The following is a 20,795-nucleotide window of genomic DNA, read 5'->3' as shown; positions in this document are numbered from 1 at the left end:
TTCTTTCTTTTTGAGTGATTTTATAGTAATACCTTTTGTATAATTTAAGGACTTAAAATGACTGCTTATCTATGGACCCCTTCTCGAGAAACCATTGATTCTGCCAATGTGACACGATTCATATCGCGCGCGGCCCAGGCAAGCAATACGTCTCTATCCTCCTTTAAAGACTTGTATAAGTGGTCCATTCAGGACAGGGAAAATTTTTGGTCTCTGGTATGGGACTTTTGTGGGGTTATAGGCCACAAGGGCAATGCTCCCTACATTAAGGGCGCCACCCACATGTGGGAAGCGGAATTCTTTCCTCAGGCCTCTTTAAACTATGCAGAAAATCTACTCCGTCGGCGAGATGACAACATAGCCCTGATCTTTTGGGCAGAAGACAAAGTAAAACGCACCTTATCTTATGCCGAACTGTACGACCAAGTTTCCAAAATGGTTCAGTATTTTCAGAGCATTGGCCTGAAAAAAGGTGATCGAGTTGCCGCCTACGTGCCGAACTCTCCCGAATCTATTATTGCCATGCTGGCCACGGCAACGCTGGGGGCCATGTGGTCTTCCTGCTCTCCAGATTTTGGGGTTACGGGGGTTTTAGATCGCTTCAGTCAGATTGAACCAAAAATTCTGATCACGGCCGATCACGCCATTTACAAAGGAAAAATCCACTCCTGCTTAGATAAAGTATCGGAAATTCAGGCCCAACTGCCCACCCTGGAACAGACTCTGGTTTTTTCTTATGAGGGATCTACAGCCCAAACCGCAGACCTTGTAAACACCACAAGCTGGAACACGGTGCAAAATCAGTTTGGGCCGCAGAATATTCAGTTTGAGCATTTCCCTTTTAACGCCCCCCTGTTCATCATGTTTTCATCAGGCACTACAGGTGTTCCCAAGTGCATCGTCCACGGGGCTGGGGGAACCCTGTTACAGCATTTGAAAGAGCACCAACTGCACTGCAATATTCATCCCCAAGACCGCGTCTTTTATTTCACCACCTGTGGGTGGATGATGTGGAATTGGCAGGTATCTGCCCTCGCCTCCGGCGCCTCTCTCGCCTTGTATGATGGATCCCCCTTTTCGCCCTCGCCCGAAATCCTTTTTGATTACATGGATGCAGCCGGCATTACCCTTTTCGGCACAGCGGCCAAATACTTGGAAGCCATTCGGAAAGAAGGCGCGTCTCCCAAAGACACCCACTCTTTGCAAACCCTGAAACTTTTAACATCTACTGGGTCTCCCCTCTCCCTTGAGGGGTTTGAATATGTCTACAACCACATCAAAAGCGACATGGGGTTGGCTTCTATTTCCGGCGGCACTGATATCATTTCCTGCTTTGTGTTGGGCAACCCCTTGGCCTCCGTTTATGCGGGTGAGATTCAAACGCCTGGACTTGGTATGGCCGTTAAAATTTATAACGAGGAAGGGCATAATCTCTCCCAAGGAAAGGGTGAGCTCGTTTGCACTGAAGCCTTCCCCTCCATGCCCCTGGGTTTTTGGAATGATCCCCAGCATATGAAGTACAAAGAAGCTTATTTTAATCGATTTCCCAACATTTGGTGTCACGGAGATTTTGCTGAATTTACAGCCCATGGCCTTATCATTCACGGCCGCTCTGATGCTGTCTTGAATCCAGGCGGCGTTCGCATTGGAACCGCCGAAATTTACCGCCAGATGGAAAAAATTCCGGAAGTTGAGGAAAGCATCGCCGTTGGGCAACCTTTTGAGGACGACGTACGGGTTGTTTTATTCGTCAAGATGAAAGCAGATCTTATGTTAACCCCAGAACTGATCCAGCACATCAAGCACCAAATTCGTGTTCACGCTAGCCCCCGTCACGTGCCCGCCCTGATTGTGCAGGCCCCTGATGTTCCCAAAACCAAGAACGGAAAATTGGCTGAGCTCGCCGTGCGTGACCTGATCAGCGGCCGTAAGGTCCATCATGCTGAGGCTCTACTCAATCCAGAATCCCTTGATTTTTTCCGGACTGTTTGTTTGTAGACATTCATCCCTTTTTTGTCTTCCTCGGGCTTGACCCGAGGATCCATTCCATACTACCTTACCCTCATGACATTATACTTATACAACACCCTCACCCGGCAAAAGGCACCGTTCACGCCCATGAACCCTCAGCATGTCCGTTTTTACGTGTGTGGGCCCACGGTTTATGATCGGGCCCATATCGGGAACGCCCGTCCTGTAGTAGTTTTTGATATGCTCTTCCGCCTGTTGCAGCAGCTCTATCCCCAGGTCACCTATGTGCGCAATATTACGGATATTGAGGATAAAATCATCTGGGCATCCCAGGAAAAAAATATTTCAATTGCAGAAATCACCACCCAAAATACTCTGTTTTACAACGAAGATATGGGCGCCCTGGGGGCCCTGCCTCCCACCCACACGCCGAAGGCCACCGAGCATATTCCTCAGATGCTGCACATTATTTCCCTGCTGATTGATCAAGGCCACGCCTATGCGGCAGAAGGCCACGTTCTCTTTAACGTCAAGTCTGATCCTCGCTATGGGGCCCTATCCAAACTTCCCACAGAAGACCGTCTGGCGGGGGCACGGGTTGATGTAGCTCCTTATAAAAAAGACCCAGAAGACTTTGTTTTGTGGAAGCCTTCAAACGCTGAGCAACCCGGTTGGGAAAGCCCCTGGGGACGCGGTCGGCCCGGTTGGCACATTGAGTGTTCTGCCATGGCGGAAGCTTATCTGGGCACCCCTTTTGACATTCACGGGGGGGGAATTGACCTGATTTTCCCCCACCACGAAAATGAAATCGCGCAGACTTGCTGCGCTTACAATACCGACACCATGGCTCAGGTGTGGATGCATAATGGCCACTTGATTGTAAATGGTGAAAAAATGTCCAAATCCCTGGGGAATTTTTTCACAGTGGCTGATTTGCTGGATGAAATGCCCGGGGAAGTCATTCGCCTAACCCTGCTTTCCGCTCACTATCGCCAGCCCCTAAACTGGACACCTGGGCTTGTTTTGCAAATGAAAAACATTCTAGATAAATTCTATACGGCCCTGCAAGATTTTCACGGCACCCCCGATGACTCCCTTCAAAACAGTGATTTTTTCGCCGCCCTGTTAGATGACCTCAACACTCCCCTGGCCCTGACGCACCTGCATACCTTGGTCAAAGAAATTCATACCTGCCACGACCCAGCCGCTAAACAAAATCTACAAAGCCAACTGAAAACCATGGGGAATTTTTTGGGCATTTTGTCCCACTCCCCCGCCCAGTGGTTCCAGCGCTCAAAGGACGAAACCCAGCTGATCACACCGGAGGAAATTGAAAATTCTGTTCAGAACCGTGCCCAGGCGAAAGGCCAGAAAGATTACAAAAAAGCTGATGACATTCGCAAGTTTCTGGAAGAAAATGGCGTCTTACTTGAAGACACCCCCACAGGCACCACCTGGAAATATAGGTAACCTCACATATCTTTTGCTTTCCTCGGGCTCTCTTTTTTGCTTTCCTCGGGCTTGACCCGAGGACCCACGCCTTACTTCTTGGGGTACAGCTCTAACGGGGGTGCGTTCCGCCCCCTAAAGACCCTCGGGTCGTAGCCCGAGGGATTCAATCGGGAGAGAAATCTGAGAACCTGCAATTTTGCGAAGGTGTCAGCCAAAAGGCTCTTCCCCTAAAAACTTAGATTTTTGCGTCGAGTACGAGCGAAATAAAGGACGAAGATTTCGACAGGTACACTTAGTACCTTAGAAATCTGAGAACCTGCAATTTTGCGAAGTAATCGGCCAAAAAGCTAAGTTTTTACTCGACTTCTTTGACTTCATGGGGCTTGATTTCCCCCAACCTATACTCTCCGAAAGAAATTCGAATCAGGCGACTGACCGTGTACCCTAGGTACTCCATGACTTTTCTGATTTCACGGTTTTTCCCTTCAGTCAATTTTAACAACACCCAGGAATTACTGCTTTGAAAGCTTTCTAGCTCTGCCACGATGGGCCCATAGTTGACCCCATCTACTGAAACCCCTTGGGCTAATCTTCTGAAATCATCCACCGTGGGATGACCACGCACCCGGACTCGATACTCCCGGACCAACTTATTGGTGGGCAGGCACATTTGGCGCGCAAGTTCTCCATCATTCGTCAAAAGCAATAACCCCTCTGAATTAAAATCCAGGCGCCCTACAGAAATCAGATAGGGTAGTTTGGGATATCTTGTCTGAATATCTTGAAAGACCGTGGGCCGATTTTCTGGGTCCTTATAGGTGCACATAAGCCCTTTAGGTTTATGGTATAACCATAGGCGGGTTTTTTCCTTTTGCGCCCCTTGCGCCCCCCCATAGGTTTTTCCCTGATAGGTAATTTGATCCTGGTCTGAAACATTTAAGGCGGGGGATGTAATCACCTTCCCGTTCACAGAAACTTTGCCTTCTAAAATTAAGGCCTCTGCCTGACGACGGGAACAAATGCCCAGCCGCGCCATTATTTTAGCGATCCGTTGTGGAACCCCAGGATTATTCATGAATACAAGACTTTACAAAAGCTTCAAATAGCTGCGTATCACTTTCTGTCACCCCATATTCTGGGTGCCACTGAACACCAATACAGAATTTATATTGGGGGTCTTCAACCCCTTCTACAACACCATCCAAAGACATGGCATTCACCACCAATCCATGACCCACTTTTTTCAGGGCCTGGTGATGGAAAGAGTTCACCATAATTTCATCATGATGCAAAATTTGGTGCAGATGGGTTCCTGGTGTCAAAGCAACAGGATGCACGGGTTTTGAAGGGTCGCAAGTGGCCTTATGCTCAATTTCCGTTTTAATATCATCCACCAGATGCTGATGCAAAGTTCCCCCATAGATAATATTCAAAGCTTGAAATCCCGCACAAATAGCCAACAGAGGCTTCTTATGCTTTAAAGTTGCCCGAATCATGGCCAGGTCAGAAATAGATCGTTGACGCATAATGCGAACATGATCTGATAACAAAGTCTCATTGTACGTTACAGGATCATAATCATTCCCCCCCGTGGCCAAAACACCATCTAGGAAAGACATGTAATCTTCAGGATTGGGATAGGTGCAGGGAATGCCAAAGGGAATGCCCCCCGCATCGCGAATTTTATCAAAATAGTTAGATCTCAAGGCATGCCAGGGATAGGATGAGAATCCTCCCCCCTCTTCTTGAAAATCTAAGATAACTCCAATAACCGGTTTTTTCATATTTTCAAACTATCACGACAAGTCAGAAAGTGCAAGAAAGCCTCATCATCATTCACGGTCCTTTCGAGGAAGTCATAGGCTGACGAAGCAATCCTCCTCGGACTTGATCCGAGGATCTCATCCCATTGATTTCCTCGGGCCCTCTTTTTCTTGCTTTCCTCGGGCGTGATCCGAGGACCCACGCCTTACCTCTTGGAGTACTCCCTCAAAAAACCTAGATTTTTGTGTCGAGTACGAGTGAAATAAAGGGCGGGGATTCCGACAGGTACACTTGGGTACATGAGAAATTCACGAACCTGCGATTTCGCGAAGGTGTCGGCTAAAAGGCATTCTCCCTAAAACCTAGATTTTTGCGTCGAGTACGAGTGAAATAAAGGGCGGGGATTCCGACAGGTACACTTGGTACCTTAGGAATCCACGCACCTGCGATTTCGCGAAGTAATCGGCCAAAAGGCTAGGTTTTAAAACCCTGCTAAATTTTTGACAATCAACCTCTCCCAAACTTTGGCAGCTTCTGTTCTGGTTATTGATGCAACTGTCCTTGTTTGAACAGCTTCTCTGGCAGATTTTTTTGCCAAATTCCCCAAATGGACACTATACCTTTTGATTGATTTATTCAACTGCTGGAAAGATTTTGCTCTTGTATCTAAATCTTCCATTTTCTTCTCCCAGAAAAAGTGATTAAAAACTTCACTCAGGATTGTATGAGCTTCTTGAATAGAGCACAGTTGTTCAAGGATTACGGAATCCCTATTCATTTCTTCAGGATCAAACTCTGAACTTTTTTCTTCCTCTGAACTTTTTTCTTCCCAGGCTTTTAACTGATTTATCTTAGAACGCAATCGAACGAACAGATCATTAAAAACAGCATATTCTGCCGGCGTTTCTAAAATATTGTGTCCAGAAGTATGTCTCATACCTCGCTCTAGAGGCCACGTAGGTGTCACAAACATTTCATCTGCAGCGCTTCGGTTTACTTGATAAAAGAACTCTTTTGTAAAAATGATACGATCCTCTTTTTTCATATTTAGATTAAACAATGCAGTTTTATAATCCTCAACATCCTTTTTCAAAAATGTGACAGCTCTTGTCTGAAGTTCCATTTCTAAAGCAGTTGAAATGTACTGGGCCATAAAATCCCCAAATTCTGACCCTAATTTTCTCTGATAACTTTTTTTATCTACGCCACCTTGATCAAGCGCATCCTTCATTTTTTTGGCAATTAGTTGAGAGAGAAAATTTTCGAAATTAGGGGCCATATCTGAAACACCTACCGTTTGGAAATACTCAACAAATGTGTCTTTAGCAACTTTTCCTAATACACTATACTGTTTGAACAGTTGAACGGTGTCTGACTGTTCTTTTGGTAAAGATTTTTCTGCAACCCATGTCTTGGTAGATCTATTTGCCACCCTTAGGGGCGATCGCTCCTCCCGACCATATTTTCTAGAAACAGCAGGACTTAAATAAGCAGGGCCAGAGTTTTCAGAATCAACGGCTGCTGCTCTCAAATCAGGAAAAAAACTTAGTAGCACCAAACCAATTAGTATATTCTTTTTTAAACTTTCCATTCACATCTCCATAATTATATCCAGTTGTTTTATCTATCATTTTTCAACTAATAAGATACATCAAAAATTTAATGGGCGGAATGCGATTATTGCATATGCTGGGAAAAATCTTGTCGCTCAATTCCCTGAAGGCCTGCTATGTTATAAGGATTTAGATCCATCCAGTTGTGAAAGAAGAATATTTTGTTTATAGACACGAATTTCACTCAAGTCCTGAAACAAATCGTGTGGCTGCAAAGAAAAATCTATAGATTGCCTTCCTGTCAGACTCCCCTGTGAAGCTAAGTCTATTTTAAAAGGATTCAAAAAAATAGGTTCTATCAAAAAGTCGTTTTCACCAATTCCCGTTAAGTCTACTACCTCTGGGCTTAAGGATTGCATAGACTTCTCTTTTTTTTCTGCTTTCGGCTTCATCGATCTACCCAAGGCGCTCTCAAATGCATAAGACTGAACGCTAAATTCCTTTAGAACCTCAATCTTAAAATTTTCATTATTTATGGTGCCATCTTGAATTTTTTTTTCAAGAATGCTAAGGGCAATCCCCCTATGCTCATCATCTATAAAACCCTTATACTGAAAATCATAAAGTTTTTTGATCAAATCCTTGTTTGCAGTATGAATCGGTGTATTCACCGCACATTCATCTTCTGTGGGCTCAGCCAGATAGGGCTTAAGCCTTAAAATCTTAGACTGCGCAGCTACCTTCCCCATGCGGCCTTTTGCTTGATCTCTTTTTTGTCTTGCCTCCAATTTCTGAAAAGAGGGTGCACACTCCTGAAAAACTTGATCAACTTCCCTATCAAAATTTTCAGCTGTAATCTCTCCACACCTAATGCCATCCGTTAAAACGGTCAAGGCCAGCTTACTATACTCTGGGGCTATCTCGCCTTCAGAAAATTTAAATTCCTTCAATTTTTCTAAAAGCTTCGTATGATCTTGAGGCCTCTTTTCTGCCGCTTTTCTTTTTTGCGCAGACTTTAGAACTGCAGTAGTTTTTTCCCAATCGCTGTCTTCATCTGATAGGTCAAGATCTTCTTCAGATTCAGATGGCTCTTGACTCTTCACCACAAGCCTTCTTTGCTTAGGTTTCGTAGCTTTTATGGTTTTAGATTCTAGAACTTTGGGTGATTTTTTCTGATCACTGTCCTCATCTACAGATTCTGCTCTTCTTTTTTGCACAGCTTTTCGACCTTCTTTCTCAACATGAGCCGAAAGTTGAGTTTTAAAATTTCCCCAATCAAAACTATTACCGTGTACCTTTTCAGGCAGAGTCTCTGTTTCTTGCGGACAATCCTCTTGTGATGGATGTATAACAAAACGACTCGCTTTTTCACGAATTGCATCCGCTTGTCTTTTAGCTGCCACATGCGCTAAAGAAGAATAATCATGCTGCTTTTTCTTTTCAGGAAGCCTATTCATTTGTGCAGCTAAATATCTTGTTGACGCTTTCTGAAAAACTTCATTAATGCTGGTAAGAAAATTCTTGGCAGTGATATGCCCTTTTTCAATCCCTTCATTCATCTCACTGATCGCAACTGTTCTATTTTTTTCGTCTACCGGCAACCCCATATAGTGAAAATTGACTGTCCTGTTTTTAAGGCTTTCTTCTTCTGCTTTTATCTGGTCTCTGTTAAGTTTTTTATCAACAAAGGAAGTCTTTACAAACATCAACATTTCAGCTTCTTGCTTTGCCTGTTCTTCCTCATCGAAGACATCTGAGGTATCGCTTTTTTCTGGAGATATAGAGCCAGAAAGATTAACTGCAGAATCTCTCTCCCTAAATTGCAAAGCAAGAAAATTTACAACATCCGCTTCAATATCACGTCCCGCCCCACAAGCTTGAAAACTGGTAAATACAATACCAGCAAGGGCCAATAACATTGCAACTTTTACAAAATATTTCTTCATTTAATTATCCTATAAAGCATTAAAACAACTACTCATATATGTATTAAAAAATTTTATTTCAAGGATGCGAAGTAGGTGCTGATTTATGGGATTGGAAAAAGATCCCCACCTTCCAAAGGTGAATACCCTAACGCATGACGCTTCTCATTCGTCGTCAGAAAAGTCGCCTGTTGAATTCTGTTCCAAAGAGTTTCCCGACGCATGGAAAGGGCGGGGATGGCATCGGCGTCATAGGTAAACCACAGGGTCTCTGAAAAATGGGGCACCAACCACCGATTCATTTCCCCCATAACCATATGCAACAAAGGCAGCACCGTATCTTCCCACAGGTGAAACCGAGCCTCTTTATAGTTCGCAAAAGTGGCTTCCCCCGGCACCCCCACCAGCATAGAGGGCACACCGTAAGCCTGGGCAATTTCCCGGGCTGAAAGATTCTTGCCTGATACAAAGTCTAAATCTTTTGGCCCCAATCCCATTTCTTTCCACTCCAGATCTCCTTCCAAAATCATCAGCTTTCCTGCATTTTGTGCCCCTGCATATAGGCTGTGCATTTCATCTTTTAAAGTAGCCCGTTGGGACGGCGTTAGGGATCCCCCCGGCCGTCCCTCTGAAGCCTTCACCATCAACGCTCCACTCGGCCGGCCACCATTTTGCAACAGGGCCAGATTATGACTCCCCACCGCATTATGCTGGTCAATGGCTGCTGCCGCGGCCTCCAAGGGGCTCATACCGTACCAATCATTTAAAGGGTGAAAAAGTTTTAGATGCAGCAAGGGTGACTGCCCTGTTTCCTCATCTACAGGAATCACCCGTTTTTTATTATTGATTTGGTATACATAGGCCTTAGGCACCCCATTTTCACCCGGGATAATTTGCATACGGTCTGGGCGCAACAAATGTAATTCCTTCACTTGCCCCTCGCGCCCCACGGCCTCCACATAAGCATTTCCTGACAGCAGTAAATAGCTAACCAGAGACTCTAAAAAAGAGCCACGATTTTGAATGGGGTTCGGCCGTGTGATCAGATCTACCAGGGGGTGCTGATCGATCTCATGTTCATAATCGTACAGTAAACATGGTGGCATAGATACGTTGCGGGCGATCAAATTCACGCACCGAAAGGCAATCACATTATTTTGGTAGCCCTCAGTTGCCAAACTATCATATTGGCGGGGCGTCCAGACTGGTTGCCCCAAAGACTGCATGGCCACCATAGACCTAGCCGGCTGCTTTGATCCGTCAAACATATGTTGAATCCATTTAATCATTTTGTTCTCCTTTTTTGTTAATAACTAGCCTGGCGAAAAGGGAGTGCGTCGCAGCCTTTCAGGGTGCCCTGAAAGGAATGGCTGGCTCGCCATCCCCCGCGGGACTCGCGAAGCCGACTCCTTCCACGTCCTTGCGAAAAAGCCGTAGGCTGACGAAGCAATCCAGCTTCCTTTTCTTTACCTAAAAACCTATATTTTTTGTGGGCAATTCGAGTGAAACCAGGGTCGAGGTTTCTGATTGTACTGATGTACATGATGAAATCGAGATCCCGCAATTTCACGAAGTAATCGTTAATTTATAGGAAAGGTACTAGTCAGACATTCTATCCCTCCCAACTTCCTCAGCACCACCCTCACCCGTGTTGGCCGCCCCTGCATCATTTTTTGCGCATGAAAAATTCCCTTGAAAGACTGCCCTGCTAAACTCATATTTTGATCCTCTGCATCATTTTCTATTTTAATCTCTTGCACAAAATCTTGGGGTTCTAACGCGGCTGGATTCACAATCCCTTCCGTGGGCAGCTGCCCCTTTAGGTCATATCTGATACCCTACGAACTCACTTGGCTTCCTATACCTGACCCCACAATCATCCCCACATCTTTCAAATTCTCTGGCACAACCCCCAAAGTCATATAGGCATAAAAATTGCCTCCATCTCCCTGGCCCACGAATCCGTATTCTTTTACTTTTCCTTGAACACAGCCCCCGGGAAGCCGATCATCTTTCACGCTCACCACCGTATCACAGGTCAAATCAACAGCATCCTCAAAAGGCATTTCCAAATAGACTCGCACGGTCTGCAGACTGCTTATTACATGGGCCCGTGCCCGTTCAATCAAAGCATCAACCGCTTTTTCACCCCTAGCCGTCAAGAAAAAGGTGGCTGAGGCCGGATCCTCCAAAGCACAGGGGACCACCCCCTTATCAGTCCACAAATTATTGTCAAATTGATCTCCACTTTCGTGCAGTTGTTTGCATTCATACAGAATTCCCTCTCGCAGAACCTGACTTTTGGGCACATGCCACTCATGGGGGCGCCATAATGGCACCGGTTCATCAAAGGATATATTTTCCAACTGGACAGAAAAATCCTTTTCCTGTCCCTTCTCTGTGGTTGCTAAGCTTAAAGAAAGCTCCAGAATCTCCTGACGTTTTTGTCTATATTTCCAATGAAAAATCAGGGTGGGTGTAAACCACATCCGGGGTAAATTTTTCGTCCCCTCTGGCGTTTCAAAATCCACACTCCGCTGGGGGAAAATCCCCAATCCCCCCATTTCAACAGCCCTTACTTCTTTCAAGCCGCTCTTCAAAATGGCGTACCCACTATTCCGCAAAAAATGCCCCTTCTGCCACCAAGACTGTTTCAAAAAGCTGGGGGTCAGCGTACTGATCATCCCCCGTTCGCCAAAAGCGCCGCTTAAATCCACAAGTCCTTCGTACCGTTGCACCCACTGCACTTTTGCACTCATGTTAACCCGGGCACAAAGCCCCTCAGAACCGCTCACCTTTAAACTATCGGCAAAAAATTCATCACCCAGATCTAGGTTCTGCCGCCCTATAAACAGATCTGAAAACGTCAGCTCTCCCGTCCGCCGATCCCAATGTGGCTCTACCGTGAAATTTTTCAGCACCTCTACTAGATTCTTGTGATCCTCTTGCGCCACCAACAGGGGCTCCCACTGGGGTAACTTTTTCAACCCTTCAATTCCACGATCTACCTGATCCGCCCAATCCGATCTTTTCGCCACAAAGGTAAGCCAGCGGGAATCTCCCTCTTGCCGAACAGGCATCCCTTCCACATGCCCCGTAAACAAAAGACCCTTGGGGCAGCTTAGAAAAACCTTATGATGACAATCTGAATCATATGTTTTTACAAAAGGCACTTCAACTTCCAGAACCGGGAATTCCCCCTCCTTATGGCTCAGCCGAAAAGCCAAAACATCTTCATCTTCGCGACTGTGAAGTAGGAAATCAAATTCTTCCCCCACCCCCGCCCAGGCAAAATAAATCTGCATCAAGCCATGGCCCCTTTTAATTTATCTATTTGCCTGATCAAGCAATCTATGTCAGAAATCTGTTTAACCGTTTGCACCCGGGCCTGAGTATTAGCAGGAAAGGTCACCAAAGAAATCTCATGCAGTTTGATCTCTTGCAACAGTCGATGATTGGGCATTTTTTTTGACCGCACGACTTCAAACCCAATTGATAACCCATCCACAACGCCCTCTTTCACCAAAATATAAGCTTCTTGCGCTTTAGGAAGTTCCAAAAATAATCTACCCTCAACATAAAGACCCTGGTCATTTTCAACAATTTTTTCCCATCGGCCAATGGGTTGCATGGGGTCATGTTGCCACAGCATCTTGGGCATGCCTTGGCCTGCTTCCATAAGGGTTAAGTTTTTTTGAAAAGCCCCCCGTTCCACCACCTCGTGATGGGCATCCAAAGTATAGGCACTGGCATACCCTGCAAAAACTCCCTGCTCAGAAAGTGATTTTATTTTAAAAGAGTGATTTGTTTTTGATTGCATTATTGTTCCCCTATTTTTTATAGATTGATTTTATTTTCAGAACCCTCTATTAATTTCACTTTGACGAATAGAAAGTTAAATGCTTTACTTTAAGAAAAAGAAGAGGTTCTTTTAAATGAAAAAACTAACTGGCAAACACTTACTCATGGGCTTAACGATGTCTGTTTTAATGGGCAGTAGTTTGCCTATTATGAAGCTGGGTATGAAAGAAATGTCGCCCTTCCTTTTTGCGGCTTTACGGTCTGCCTGTGTCATTCCCTTTTTGTTTTTCATTCCCCGTCCTTCCACATGGAAACCCGTTATTTTGGTTGGTATTTTTGTGGGTGTCTTTAAGATGGGGCTTCTTATGTTGGGTCTTCACTTGGGGCTGGCGGCTGGGCTGGCATCCTTGCTATCCCACACCCAAATCTTTTTCACCCTCTTGATCGCTATTTTTTATTTAAAAGAATGGCCCACCATGCAAAACTGGATGGCCCTTGTGCTAGCGTTTGCGGGTATTTGTTTGATTACGCTTACCAACAACAATGTGGCAACCATGCTGGGAATTCTTGCCGTGTTGGGATCGTCCTTTGCCTGGGCTCTATCAAATATTGTCACACGCCAGGCAAAACATCTGAATGTGGTTCATCTAACCATGTGGATGAATATTATCCCCCCCATTCCACTTATTCTTTTTGCGTGCTTGGTTGATAGCCCTGCCGCGATCTACGAAAACTTTACCAACATGACTGGCATAACTATTTTTGCCTTCTGCTATGGGGGCCTTGTGGTTACTCTGTGCGGATACAGCCTGTGGGGCACTTTGCTTAGGGCTTATCCCGTTTCCATGGTTGCTCCATTTTCCCTGATGGTTCCAGCCTTTGGGATGATCTTTTCCTTTATTCTGTTGGGGGAAATTCCCACAACCATCCGCTTCATCGGTGCTGGTCTTGTGTTTACGGGCCTGATCTTGAATCAGTTCAGTCTCAAGAAAAAGATCATTGAAACCACCAAGATTATTGAAGACTAGTTTGGGATACCCTTTTGGGCATTGCAGAAATTTTTTCCAATAAATCCTGAAGGTTTTCTTGTCTATTTTCCAAATAAGCTTCTCTAGACTGGGAAATGTTCTTATACGCCAGTCTTTGTTTCAGATGACCTAATTTCCACTGCAGAACAGACCGAATTCTTTCTAGTTCAATTCTTTTTGCTTGTGCTATGATAGATATTTTTTTAGCGTTTCTTATTTCTCTTAAACTGTTCCGCCGTTCCGATTGAACAGCTTCCGGGCTTAGGCGAATACGCTCAGTCTTTTTAATTGTTTCAAGATCCCAATTCTCCTGCCACTGCTCACGATACTCCAGATCCACTTTTAATCGCACTAAACGCAAAATTTTTCTCTTAGATAATACCTTTGATTCCACATCAGCCGCTGCAGCCCCCAAACACGTTTGCGCTCCTAAAATAAGCACAGCCATGACCATATAGTTTTTAAAGACCATTTTTTAATATCTCCCCACGATTGTTATTTCTTTAACTATCCTGAAAAATCCTAAAGAATTCAATCTTATTATGATATAAGTTGCCCTCGATCCCCCTCCTATAAACCAGACCTTTCAGCGCCTTACCATTGTTATAAACCCATTTTAATAATTCTGCGGGAACAGTTTCATGCTCTGCTCGGTTCACTTTCGCCCGCAGGGTTGATCGCTGCAGAGCCCCCGCCCCCACATTAAAGGTGAAAGAAATCAGCGCCGTTTTTTGCAAGTCCGTCAGCGCCACCTGAATCAAGCGATCCACACTGGCTTCTATTTTTTTAATATCTTTCTGAAGCAATATTTCTGCCTGCTCTTGGCTTAGGGGTCCAAAATTTTCCCCAGGTCTGATTTTATGTCCATAGCCGATCGTCTTATACCCCCCAGCACAATAATACGGGGTCGCTGAAAACCCCTCGAATTTTTTGAGTACATCTAGAATCAAGGTTTTCTTAAAGCCCTCTGCCCAAACCAAAACGCCATCACTGCAGCAAACAACGCTTGATCTTCCTCATGCCAAATATAGGCAAGAACTGAAACAGACATATCTTGATAAACATGGGGTAGAACATGAAAAATTTGGCTTAGTTTTACAATCCAGTACAAGATAAAAAATCCATAGGTCAAAACGGGGCGCACACTGCCGCTTAAGGCATCAACCCAGGGAACGCCCACAGAGCTGGGGTATTTATAAAGTGCCCTGATTTCTGCCACATCTTCAAACATTTTAATTTCCTCAAGCTGGTAAGAATGCCGCAGTTTCATCACCTCAATTTGGCGATCCAGAATATACAGCTCATGGGCTCTGTCTGCTTTTTCCCTGATCAACGCCAGTAAGCTGGGCACTAAACTTCCTATGAATCCCAACAGGGACCCTAGTAATGTCAGCATGTGATTTTCCTTTCTTCATAGTCTCTCTTTTTTGCTTTCCTTGGACTTCGACATGTACATTTGGGTACATGAGAAGCCTGAGATTCCGCAGTTTCGCGATGAAGTGCCCCAAAAGGATAGGTTTTCACATGCTCCAGACCATTGGACGCACCACAACCTCCTCCGGCTTCACCAACAACTCGGTCAATGCCCACACCAGGGCGTCTAGCCGATCTGCCGACTCTTTCCCTTCCCCGGTAAAATTACACATTTGATCTTCTAATTTATTAAAGCATTGAACATGGAAAACTCTTTCTTGTTCGTACAAAGCCACAATAGGTTCCGCTCGCACAACTTTTCCACGGGTGGCACGCACACTTTTGAAGCTAACATTCGGGTCCAAGCTCCGCAGAGTGTATTCTACCAAATCACCCCCCTGGTTCACTTCTGTTACCACCCGATCGGCTTCATACTGCCAGTAGGCATCAATCACCCGACCGGCCCAGGCTGAGGGACCTAATTTGCCGCTTAAATCTTCCAACACATAGGCCGTGTTATCTTCGTCAATACCGGCCACAATAATCCCTGTTTCTGCACTTTGAAAATTCGTTGAAACGGCTGGGTCTACCCCAATGACAATTCGTTTTAAATTTGTTTTGGAATTCATGAAAAACCTATATTTTTTTTTAGCTCTCCACTCTCTTCCCCCAACTCTTTTTTCAATTCTTTTTCATCAGGCAAAGATTCTTTTATCTTTTTTTCTAACTCTTTATTAAGCTTATACTCAGAAACTCCCAAGGGCCTTTTTAGTCCATCTAGAGAATATTTGACGGTGATATTTCTTTTGTCTTTGCATAGAATAATCCCGATGCTGGGGTTATCTTCTGTATGCCGCAATTGATGGTCCACCAAGTTCAAATAGAAATTCATTTTTCCCGCATGCTCTGGCAAAAATTTTCCCGTTTTCAGTTCAATGATCACATAACACCGCAGCTTCAGATGATAAAATAGCAAATCGATATAATAATCTTCACCCTCTAGTTCAATGTGATATTGGTTCCCGACAAAGGAAAATCCTTTACCCAATTCAAGCAAAAAATCCCGAATGTTCCCAATCAAGGCCTGTTCAAGATCTTTCTCTAAAATTTCCTCTGAAATATTCAAAAACTCAAGATTATAGGGACTTTTTATAAGTTCGTGCGACAAATCCGATTGGGGGCTCGGCAAGGTATCCTTAAAATTCGTCACCGCATTTCCCTGTCTGCCATACAAATTGCTTTCAATTTGGTGCACCAAGACATTCCTGGACCATCCGTTTTCTATGGTTTTGGTGATGTACCACAATTGCTCCTCTTCGTTAGATTTTTCTAAAATGGCAATGTTGTGATACCACGTAATTTGTGCAAGCACTTCTTGCACAAATTCGAAATTTTGCCATCTACTGGAAAAAGCTCTCATGTATTTTAAGTTACGAGACGATAATCCCCGCATCTCGGGAAACTCTCTTAGCAGATCTCCTGAAACCTGTTCGATGACTTTTGCACCCCATCCTTCTTTTTCTTGCATTGTCAGAATATGGGTGCCTATTTTCCAATACAAAATAATCAGTTCTTTGTTGACCGAAAGACTTGCTTTAATCCGGGCCGTAACAATTTCTCGTTTCAAAACTTCGATATAGTTTTTATAAGATTTATCCAGCGTCATGATATTTCCCTATTTTTTGAATTTTTCAGTTGCCTCCTAATAGCTGTTTTTTTAAAAGATGTCACCGGTAGTTTTGCAAAATAGATGATATAACTTCAAAATTTTTGTATAATAAAAAGATGAAAACTAGCCATATCATCTTGGGTCTTTTAATGGTGCTGATGTGGGGAAGCAATTTTCCCATTATGAAGCTTGGGATTGAAAATATGCCGCCACTCCTGTTTTCTGCCCTCAGATCTATTCTTGTATTACCCCTTTTATTTTTCGTTCCACGACCAAAGTGTTGGAAAACTATTTTTTTAATGGGATTGCTGATTGGCACGTTAAAACTTCCTTTAATGCTGTTTGGTATTCATTTGGGTTTGTCTGCCGGGCTTGCATCTTTGCTATCTCAAACCCATGTCTTTTTTACAATTTTATTAGCTATGTTTTGGTTGAATGAATGGCCAAATAAGCAGAATTGGATCAGCATCATTATTGCCAGCGCTGGAATTTGTTTGATTATTTCTCAAGTTGAGGGCACCGTTTCCACCTTTTATGGATTAGGGGTTATTTTGCTCTCTGCATTTTTTTGGAGCATCTCTAATATTGCAACGCGCAAAACATCTCATCTTAACATTATCCATTTAACCTTGTGGATGAATATCATTCCGCCTCTCCCTCTTCTGGGGTTATCTTGGTATCTTTATGGGGGCGCTCCTCTTATAGAAAGTTTGACTGATCTTTCTGTCAGAACGATTTTTTCTGTTTTATATGCTACATTCTTATCAGGGGTTGCAGGCTACTGTATTTGGGGTTTCTTACTCAGAACTTATCCCACGTCTACGGTTATTCATTTTTCCTTACTTACCCCTGTATCGGCCATGCTGTTCGGCTTTTTACTGTTGAACGAGGTGCCTGACCCGCTCAGTCTCATAGGCGCTGGCCTTATCTTTTCCGGTCTATTATTCAACCAGATGAACTTGAAAAGAAAAGTTCTTTCTGCTGAGAAAATTATTGAAGAGTAGTTATCCTTAACGCCGTTGAAGAAAAAGTTAAGTTTTAAACCTCACTTCGAAACGAAGAACCCCCCGCCTTAGGGCATTCTGCCTTGACTCTAGTTGGCTTTGAATATCAGTGCTTTTATGTTTTACGATGAATTCTCCCCCTTCAAAGGGAAACTTCATGCCATCTAATTTAAAAATCACTTGCTCTAGGGATTCATGCAAATCTTGCAGGCCCGCATAGGGGCTTAGAATATCCAGCTCTAGAAAAACCAAGGCCTGAAAATAGCCAGCCGGCAACCCGTTCGTCCAGCCCCCTGGCGCGAAAGTAATAGACCCAAAGGGCGCCGCCGTCCCCCGGGGAACAAATTGATAAACAGGGATTTTTAAACCTTTTAGACTGGGAAATATGTGTTCTAAAATAATATTTTTAACAGATTCAAGAGTGTTCATTTTCATGCTCCACCAGAAATACAAAGTATCTTTTGTCTATTGTCAGGGGTGTTGCCCGGGGGACCAAAATTTCTGGCCCCCGTCTAAATCTTAAAAAGTCTGGCAAGCGCGCGCCCTGTCGAATCTAGATCCAATAGCGGCATGTCTGCTGATGTTCCGAAAAATCCCACCGGTCATCGGGTTGAGAGGGCACCAGGGCCTCAACCTTTGCCCAGACAGTCGCAATAGGATTCCATTTGGTCTCAAAACCCCCACAAGAATCTGGCAGTAGTTGCCGCTCCTCTAGCAACAAAGGTTCTGACAGCTCTCCAACGGGAAGCATGGTACGAGAAGATATCCGCATTTACATTCCCACATGACGAAAGGGTGTCAAAAGACCAGCCGTCTTGGCGTACAGGGTGCTCGTGTCATTCCTATCTTCATAAAAACAAGCCATGGCCTGTAAAACAGCCTGTTTCAAAAGACCCGGCACCAGACTGTTGTCCTGATATCCTACCCAACATTCAAACCTAAATCCCCATCCCACAAATTCATCAAGCATCAAAAAAGCGGGATCCTTTGACATATTCAGATGAATTCTCTGAGGCGGGATTTCCTGTAATTCTCCCTCCATAGAAATTAAAGAAACTTTGGTCAGTTCAATCAGGGGCTGTATGGGAAAAAAGAATAAACTGCGCCCACTTGAGTGCCAAACCCGCAAAAACAAGCCTGCCCGTTCCCGAATTTTTCGGTTTAGGGGAATCACAAAACTGACCTTCTTTTCTTGAAGCATCTTGCCTGTTTGATCTTCCACCCATTCGGTCGCCGCCTGGATAGAAGACCGAATAAGCTCATCTTCCAAATCATGGGTGATGCGTAAAAATGCCTTTGCATCTTTCAGGGAAATAACAGAATCACCCTTACGTTCTAAAACAGTTATAGTCATTTTATTCTCCTTTGTTGTTACTTTTTTAGTGCCATTCTCGAGCCCTCTATCTTTGATTGCCTCGTTTTATTGCCTTCCGCGGGCTTGCCCCAAGGATCCACGCCTTACCTACAGGAACGCCCCAAAAGACCTTCGCGTGAAATCTGGATTTTTCTTGACAGGAGAATGGAAGCTCTCTACATTTTCCTTATGTTTAAATGGATTTTCTCACCGGGCTATGCTCAGGGCGTCACTTGGGCCATATTGACCGCTTTTGTTAGCGTTTCTAATGACGTGATTACGAAGTTTGTGGGCACGCGATTGGATGGGATTGAGATCTCTTTTTTCCGCTTTTTCTTTAGCATGGTCACTGTTCTACCGTTCATGCTGCAAAAGGGGTTTCCGCTTTTTAAGACCAAACAACCAGCCTTGCATTTTTGGCGTGCTCTTATTGGCTGTGCGGCTATTGCCCTGTTTATTTACAGTTTGATCTTGCTCCCTTTTGCTGATGTGAATGTTCTTTCTTATACGCAGCCCTTATTTTTCATGCCCATTGCCATTCTGTTTTTACGCGAAAAAGTAACCGCTAATCGTTGGATCGCAGCCGCCTTTGGTTTCATGGGGATCTTGTGTGTGATGCGTCTGGGGTCTGAGGCCTTTACGCCCCTAATTTTTATTCCCATTGGATCCACCATTCTGTTTGCCATGCTTGATATGCTCGCTAAAAAAATGGTCACCATTCAAGAACACACCATTACCATGTTGTTCTATTTTGCCCTGGGAACCACTTTAGCAGCCTTAGTCCCCGCCATTTATGTTTGGAAAACCCCCACAATGGGTGAGCTGTTTTGGCTCTTCTGCCTTGGAAGTGGCGCCAACTTGATTCAAGTTTGCTTGTTCCGCGCCTTTGCCGCAGCTGATGCCTCAGCCTTGGTACCCTTCCGTTATACGGAACTGATTTTCGTCATCATTTCTGGATGGCTGTTGTTTAATGAGTGGCCCACTCTAAACACCCTATTAGGCGCCGCTCTTATCATCGGCAGCACCTTGTACATGACCTACATGGAAATGAATAAACGACATCGCAAGCCTTAAATCTCGTCTAAACTCAACCTCCACCCTCGTTTATCTCCCCACTCTTCACCTTCTGAGCTTATTTTAGTCAGGCGCATTTCTAAAAGGGGTCGATAGCTTAAAAGAATTTTTCCTTCAGGAATACCTTCCTCTAACCTAAATTTCCGCCTTTTAATCTGTTCAAGGGGAACAACTTCCTTCCTCTCTGTCATGGCAAAAACCGATCCTTCAACAGCCGGGCGACTTAACAAAACCTCTTCTGCCACAACCTCTTGCCACAATCGTTGAAGGCAATGAACCGTCACCTGTTGCCCCCGTTCCAGTTTTTCAAAACCAACAGGAATTTGGCCCTCTCCTTGGATGACACTTTTATATTTCTGAAGCCCCGTGCCAGTACAAACCAATTTGCCATTCACCGTGCGTCGTAAAGCACCCAAAGCCAAAACCTCCAGACTTTGGGTGGAATCTGGCAGAAAAATCACATCTCCATTTGAAAGATGTAGTTGTAGTTCACAAAAATTCATATCTGTCTCCAATGTTAAGTCGTCTAGCCCCCCCTCCCCGTCATCCCGCGCCCCACAGGGGCGTCGTGATCCAGCTTCCTTTTTTCTTTTTCGCGCCACATGGCGTTCCACCCTGCGGCCTACCGCCCCAAGCTAGATTGCCACAGAAATTCTTCGAATTTCTTCGCAATGACTGGAATGAAAAACCTATATTCTTGCCGGCAATTCGCGTGAAGCCAGGGTCGAGGGTTTCGACATGTACATCTCGTACATTAGAAGTCTGAGATCTCGCCGTTTCGCGATGA

Annotated in this window: 22 protein-coding genes; 5 read left to right on the top strand and 17 right to left on the bottom strand. The window is 44.5% G+C overall.

The window, feature by feature from the left end; translation table 11 throughout:
• The first annotated feature begins 57 nt into the window (after positions 1–57).
• Positions 58–1,998 (top strand): acetoacetate--CoA ligase, encoded by a 1,941-nt coding sequence (locus WCG05_04740; GenBank protein ID MEI8321295.1) that lies wholly within the window; start codon positions 58–60, stop codon positions 1,996–1,998.
• Between the two features lie 66 nt (positions 1,999–2,064).
• Positions 2,065–3,441: a cysteine--tRNA ligase gene (gene cysS, locus WCG05_04735; GenBank protein ID MEI8321294.1), complete on the top strand. Its 1,377-nt coding sequence runs from the start codon at positions 2,065–2,067 to the stop codon at positions 3,439–3,441.
• A gap of 337 nt (positions 3,442–3,778) precedes the next feature.
• Here the strand turns inward: cysS and WCG05_04730 are convergent, their stop codons facing one another.
• The 8 genes from WCG05_04730 to WCG05_04695 form a co-directional block, all read right to left on the bottom strand.
• Positions 3,779–4,498, bottom strand: a complete 720-nt coding sequence (locus WCG05_04730; GenBank protein ID MEI8321293.1) for a pseudouridine synthase — start codon at positions 4,496–4,498, stop codon at positions 3,779–3,781.
• Positions 4,491–5,207, bottom strand: coding sequence for a gamma-glutamyl-gamma-aminobutyrate hydrolase family protein (locus WCG05_04725; GenBank protein ID MEI8321292.1), 717 nt, complete (start codon positions 5,205–5,207; stop codon positions 4,491–4,493). Before WCG05_04725 ends, WCG05_04730 begins: the two co-directional genes overlap by 8 nt.
• Before the next feature lie 461 nt (positions 5,208–5,668).
• The gene (locus WCG05_04720; GenBank protein MEI8321291.1) at positions 5,669–6,778 is read right to left on the bottom strand and encodes a hypothetical protein; all 1,110 of its coding nucleotides are present in this window, start codon (positions 6,776–6,778) and stop codon (positions 5,669–5,671) included.
• Between the two features lie 141 nt (positions 6,779–6,919).
• A complete protein-coding gene (locus WCG05_04715) occupies positions 6,920–8,686 on the bottom strand; it encodes a hypothetical protein (protein ID MEI8321290.1) in 1,767 nt (588 codons plus the stop codon).
• 83 nt (positions 8,687–8,769) lie between these two features.
• A complete protein-coding gene (locus tag WCG05_04710; GenBank protein MEI8321289.1) occupies positions 8,770–9,954 on the bottom strand; it encodes a phage portal protein in 1,185 nt (394 codons plus the stop codon).
• Positions 9,955–10,245: 291 nt separating this feature from the next.
• A complete protein-coding gene (locus tag WCG05_04705; GenBank protein MEI8321288.1) occupies positions 10,246–10,458 on the bottom strand; it encodes a hypothetical protein in 213 nt (70 codons plus the stop codon).
• 45 nt (positions 10,459–10,503) lie between these two features.
• Entirely contained in the window at positions 10,504–11,970 is a 1,467-nt protein-coding gene (locus WCG05_04700; protein ID MEI8321287.1) for a hypothetical protein, read from the bottom strand.
• Positions 11,970–12,485: an HK97 family phage prohead protease gene (locus WCG05_04695; protein ID MEI8321286.1), complete on the bottom strand. Its 516-nt coding sequence runs from the start codon at positions 12,483–12,485 to the stop codon at positions 11,970–11,972. The genes WCG05_04700 and WCG05_04695 overlap by 1 nt, the downstream gene beginning before the upstream one ends.
• Before the next feature lie 115 nt (positions 12,486–12,600).
• Here WCG05_04695 and WCG05_04690 point away from each other — a divergent pair, with 115 nt between their 5' ends.
• The gene (locus WCG05_04690; GenBank protein ID MEI8321285.1) at positions 12,601–13,494 is read left to right on the top strand and encodes an EamA family transporter; all 894 of its coding nucleotides are present in this window, start codon (positions 12,601–12,603) and stop codon (positions 13,492–13,494) included.
• Here the strand turns inward: WCG05_04690 and WCG05_04685 are convergent.
• From WCG05_04685 to WCG05_04665, 5 genes are all read right to left on the bottom strand, one after another.
• On the bottom strand, positions 13,481–13,966 hold the full coding sequence (locus WCG05_04685) for a hypothetical protein (GenBank protein MEI8321284.1): 486 nt from the start codon (positions 13,964–13,966) through the stop codon (positions 13,481–13,483). The genes WCG05_04690 and WCG05_04685 overlap by 14 nt on opposite strands.
• A 31-nt stretch (positions 13,967–13,997) precedes the next feature.
• A complete protein-coding gene (locus WCG05_04680) occupies positions 13,998–14,474 on the bottom strand; it encodes a lysozyme (protein ID MEI8321283.1) in 477 nt (158 codons plus the stop codon).
• Entirely contained in the window at positions 14,441–14,890 is a 450-nt protein-coding gene (locus WCG05_04675; GenBank protein ID MEI8321282.1) for a hypothetical protein, read from the bottom strand. The genes WCG05_04680 and WCG05_04675 overlap by 34 nt, the downstream gene beginning before the upstream one ends.
• A 124-nt stretch (positions 14,891–15,014) precedes the next feature.
• The gene (locus WCG05_04670; protein ID MEI8321281.1) at positions 15,015–15,536 is read right to left on the bottom strand and encodes a hypothetical protein; all 522 of its coding nucleotides are present in this window, start codon (positions 15,534–15,536) and stop codon (positions 15,015–15,017) included.
• A complete protein-coding gene (locus tag WCG05_04665) occupies positions 15,533–16,573 on the bottom strand; it encodes a PDDEXK nuclease domain-containing protein (protein ID MEI8321280.1) in 1,041 nt (346 codons plus the stop codon). Before WCG05_04665 ends, WCG05_04670 begins: the two co-directional genes overlap by 4 nt.
• Positions 16,574–16,692: 119 nt before the next feature.
• Here WCG05_04665 and WCG05_04660 point away from each other — a divergent pair, with 119 nt between their 5' ends.
• Positions 16,693–17,580 (top strand): EamA family transporter, encoded by an 888-nt coding sequence (locus tag WCG05_04660; GenBank protein MEI8321279.1) that lies wholly within the window; start codon positions 16,693–16,695, stop codon positions 17,578–17,580.
• A gap of 27 nt (positions 17,581–17,607) precedes the next feature.
• Here the strand turns inward: WCG05_04660 and WCG05_04655 are convergent, their stop codons facing one another.
• The 3 genes from WCG05_04655 to WCG05_04645 form a co-directional block, all read right to left on the bottom strand.
• The gene (locus tag WCG05_04655) at positions 17,608–18,009 is read right to left on the bottom strand and encodes a hypothetical protein (protein ID MEI8321278.1); all 402 of its coding nucleotides are present in this window, start codon (positions 18,007–18,009) and stop codon (positions 17,608–17,610) included.
• 124 nt (positions 18,010–18,133) lie between these two features.
• Positions 18,134–18,352 carry a hypothetical protein gene (locus tag WCG05_04650; GenBank protein MEI8321277.1) on the bottom strand — a complete coding sequence of 73 codons (219 nt, stop codon included), beginning with the start codon at positions 18,350–18,352 and terminating at the stop codon, positions 18,134–18,136.
• Positions 18,353–18,934, bottom strand: coding sequence for a head-tail connector protein (locus tag WCG05_04645; GenBank protein ID MEI8321276.1), 582 nt, complete (start codon positions 18,932–18,934; stop codon positions 18,353–18,355). It abuts the gene before it with no gap.
• Between the two features lie 189 nt (positions 18,935–19,123).
• Between WCG05_04645 and WCG05_04640 the strand changes: the two genes are divergently transcribed.
• A complete protein-coding gene (locus WCG05_04640; protein ID MEI8321275.1) occupies positions 19,124–20,008 on the top strand; it encodes a DMT family transporter in 885 nt (294 codons plus the stop codon).
• Here WCG05_04640 and WCG05_04635 read toward each other — a convergent pair.
• The gene (locus tag WCG05_04635) at positions 20,005–20,610 is read right to left on the bottom strand and encodes a hypothetical protein (protein MEI8321274.1); all 606 of its coding nucleotides are present in this window, start codon (positions 20,608–20,610) and stop codon (positions 20,005–20,007) included. The two genes, WCG05_04640 and WCG05_04635, sit on opposite strands and share 4 nt — an antisense overlap.
• Between the last annotated feature and the right edge of the window lie 185 nt (positions 20,611–20,795).

It is taken from the genome of Alphaproteobacteria bacterium (assembly GCA_037146715.1).
In the GTDB taxonomy this organism is placed as follows: domain Bacteria; phylum Pseudomonadota; class Alphaproteobacteria; order UBA7879; family UBA5542; genus JBAWWO01.
This window is presented reverse-complemented; position numbering and strand designations above follow the sequence as displayed.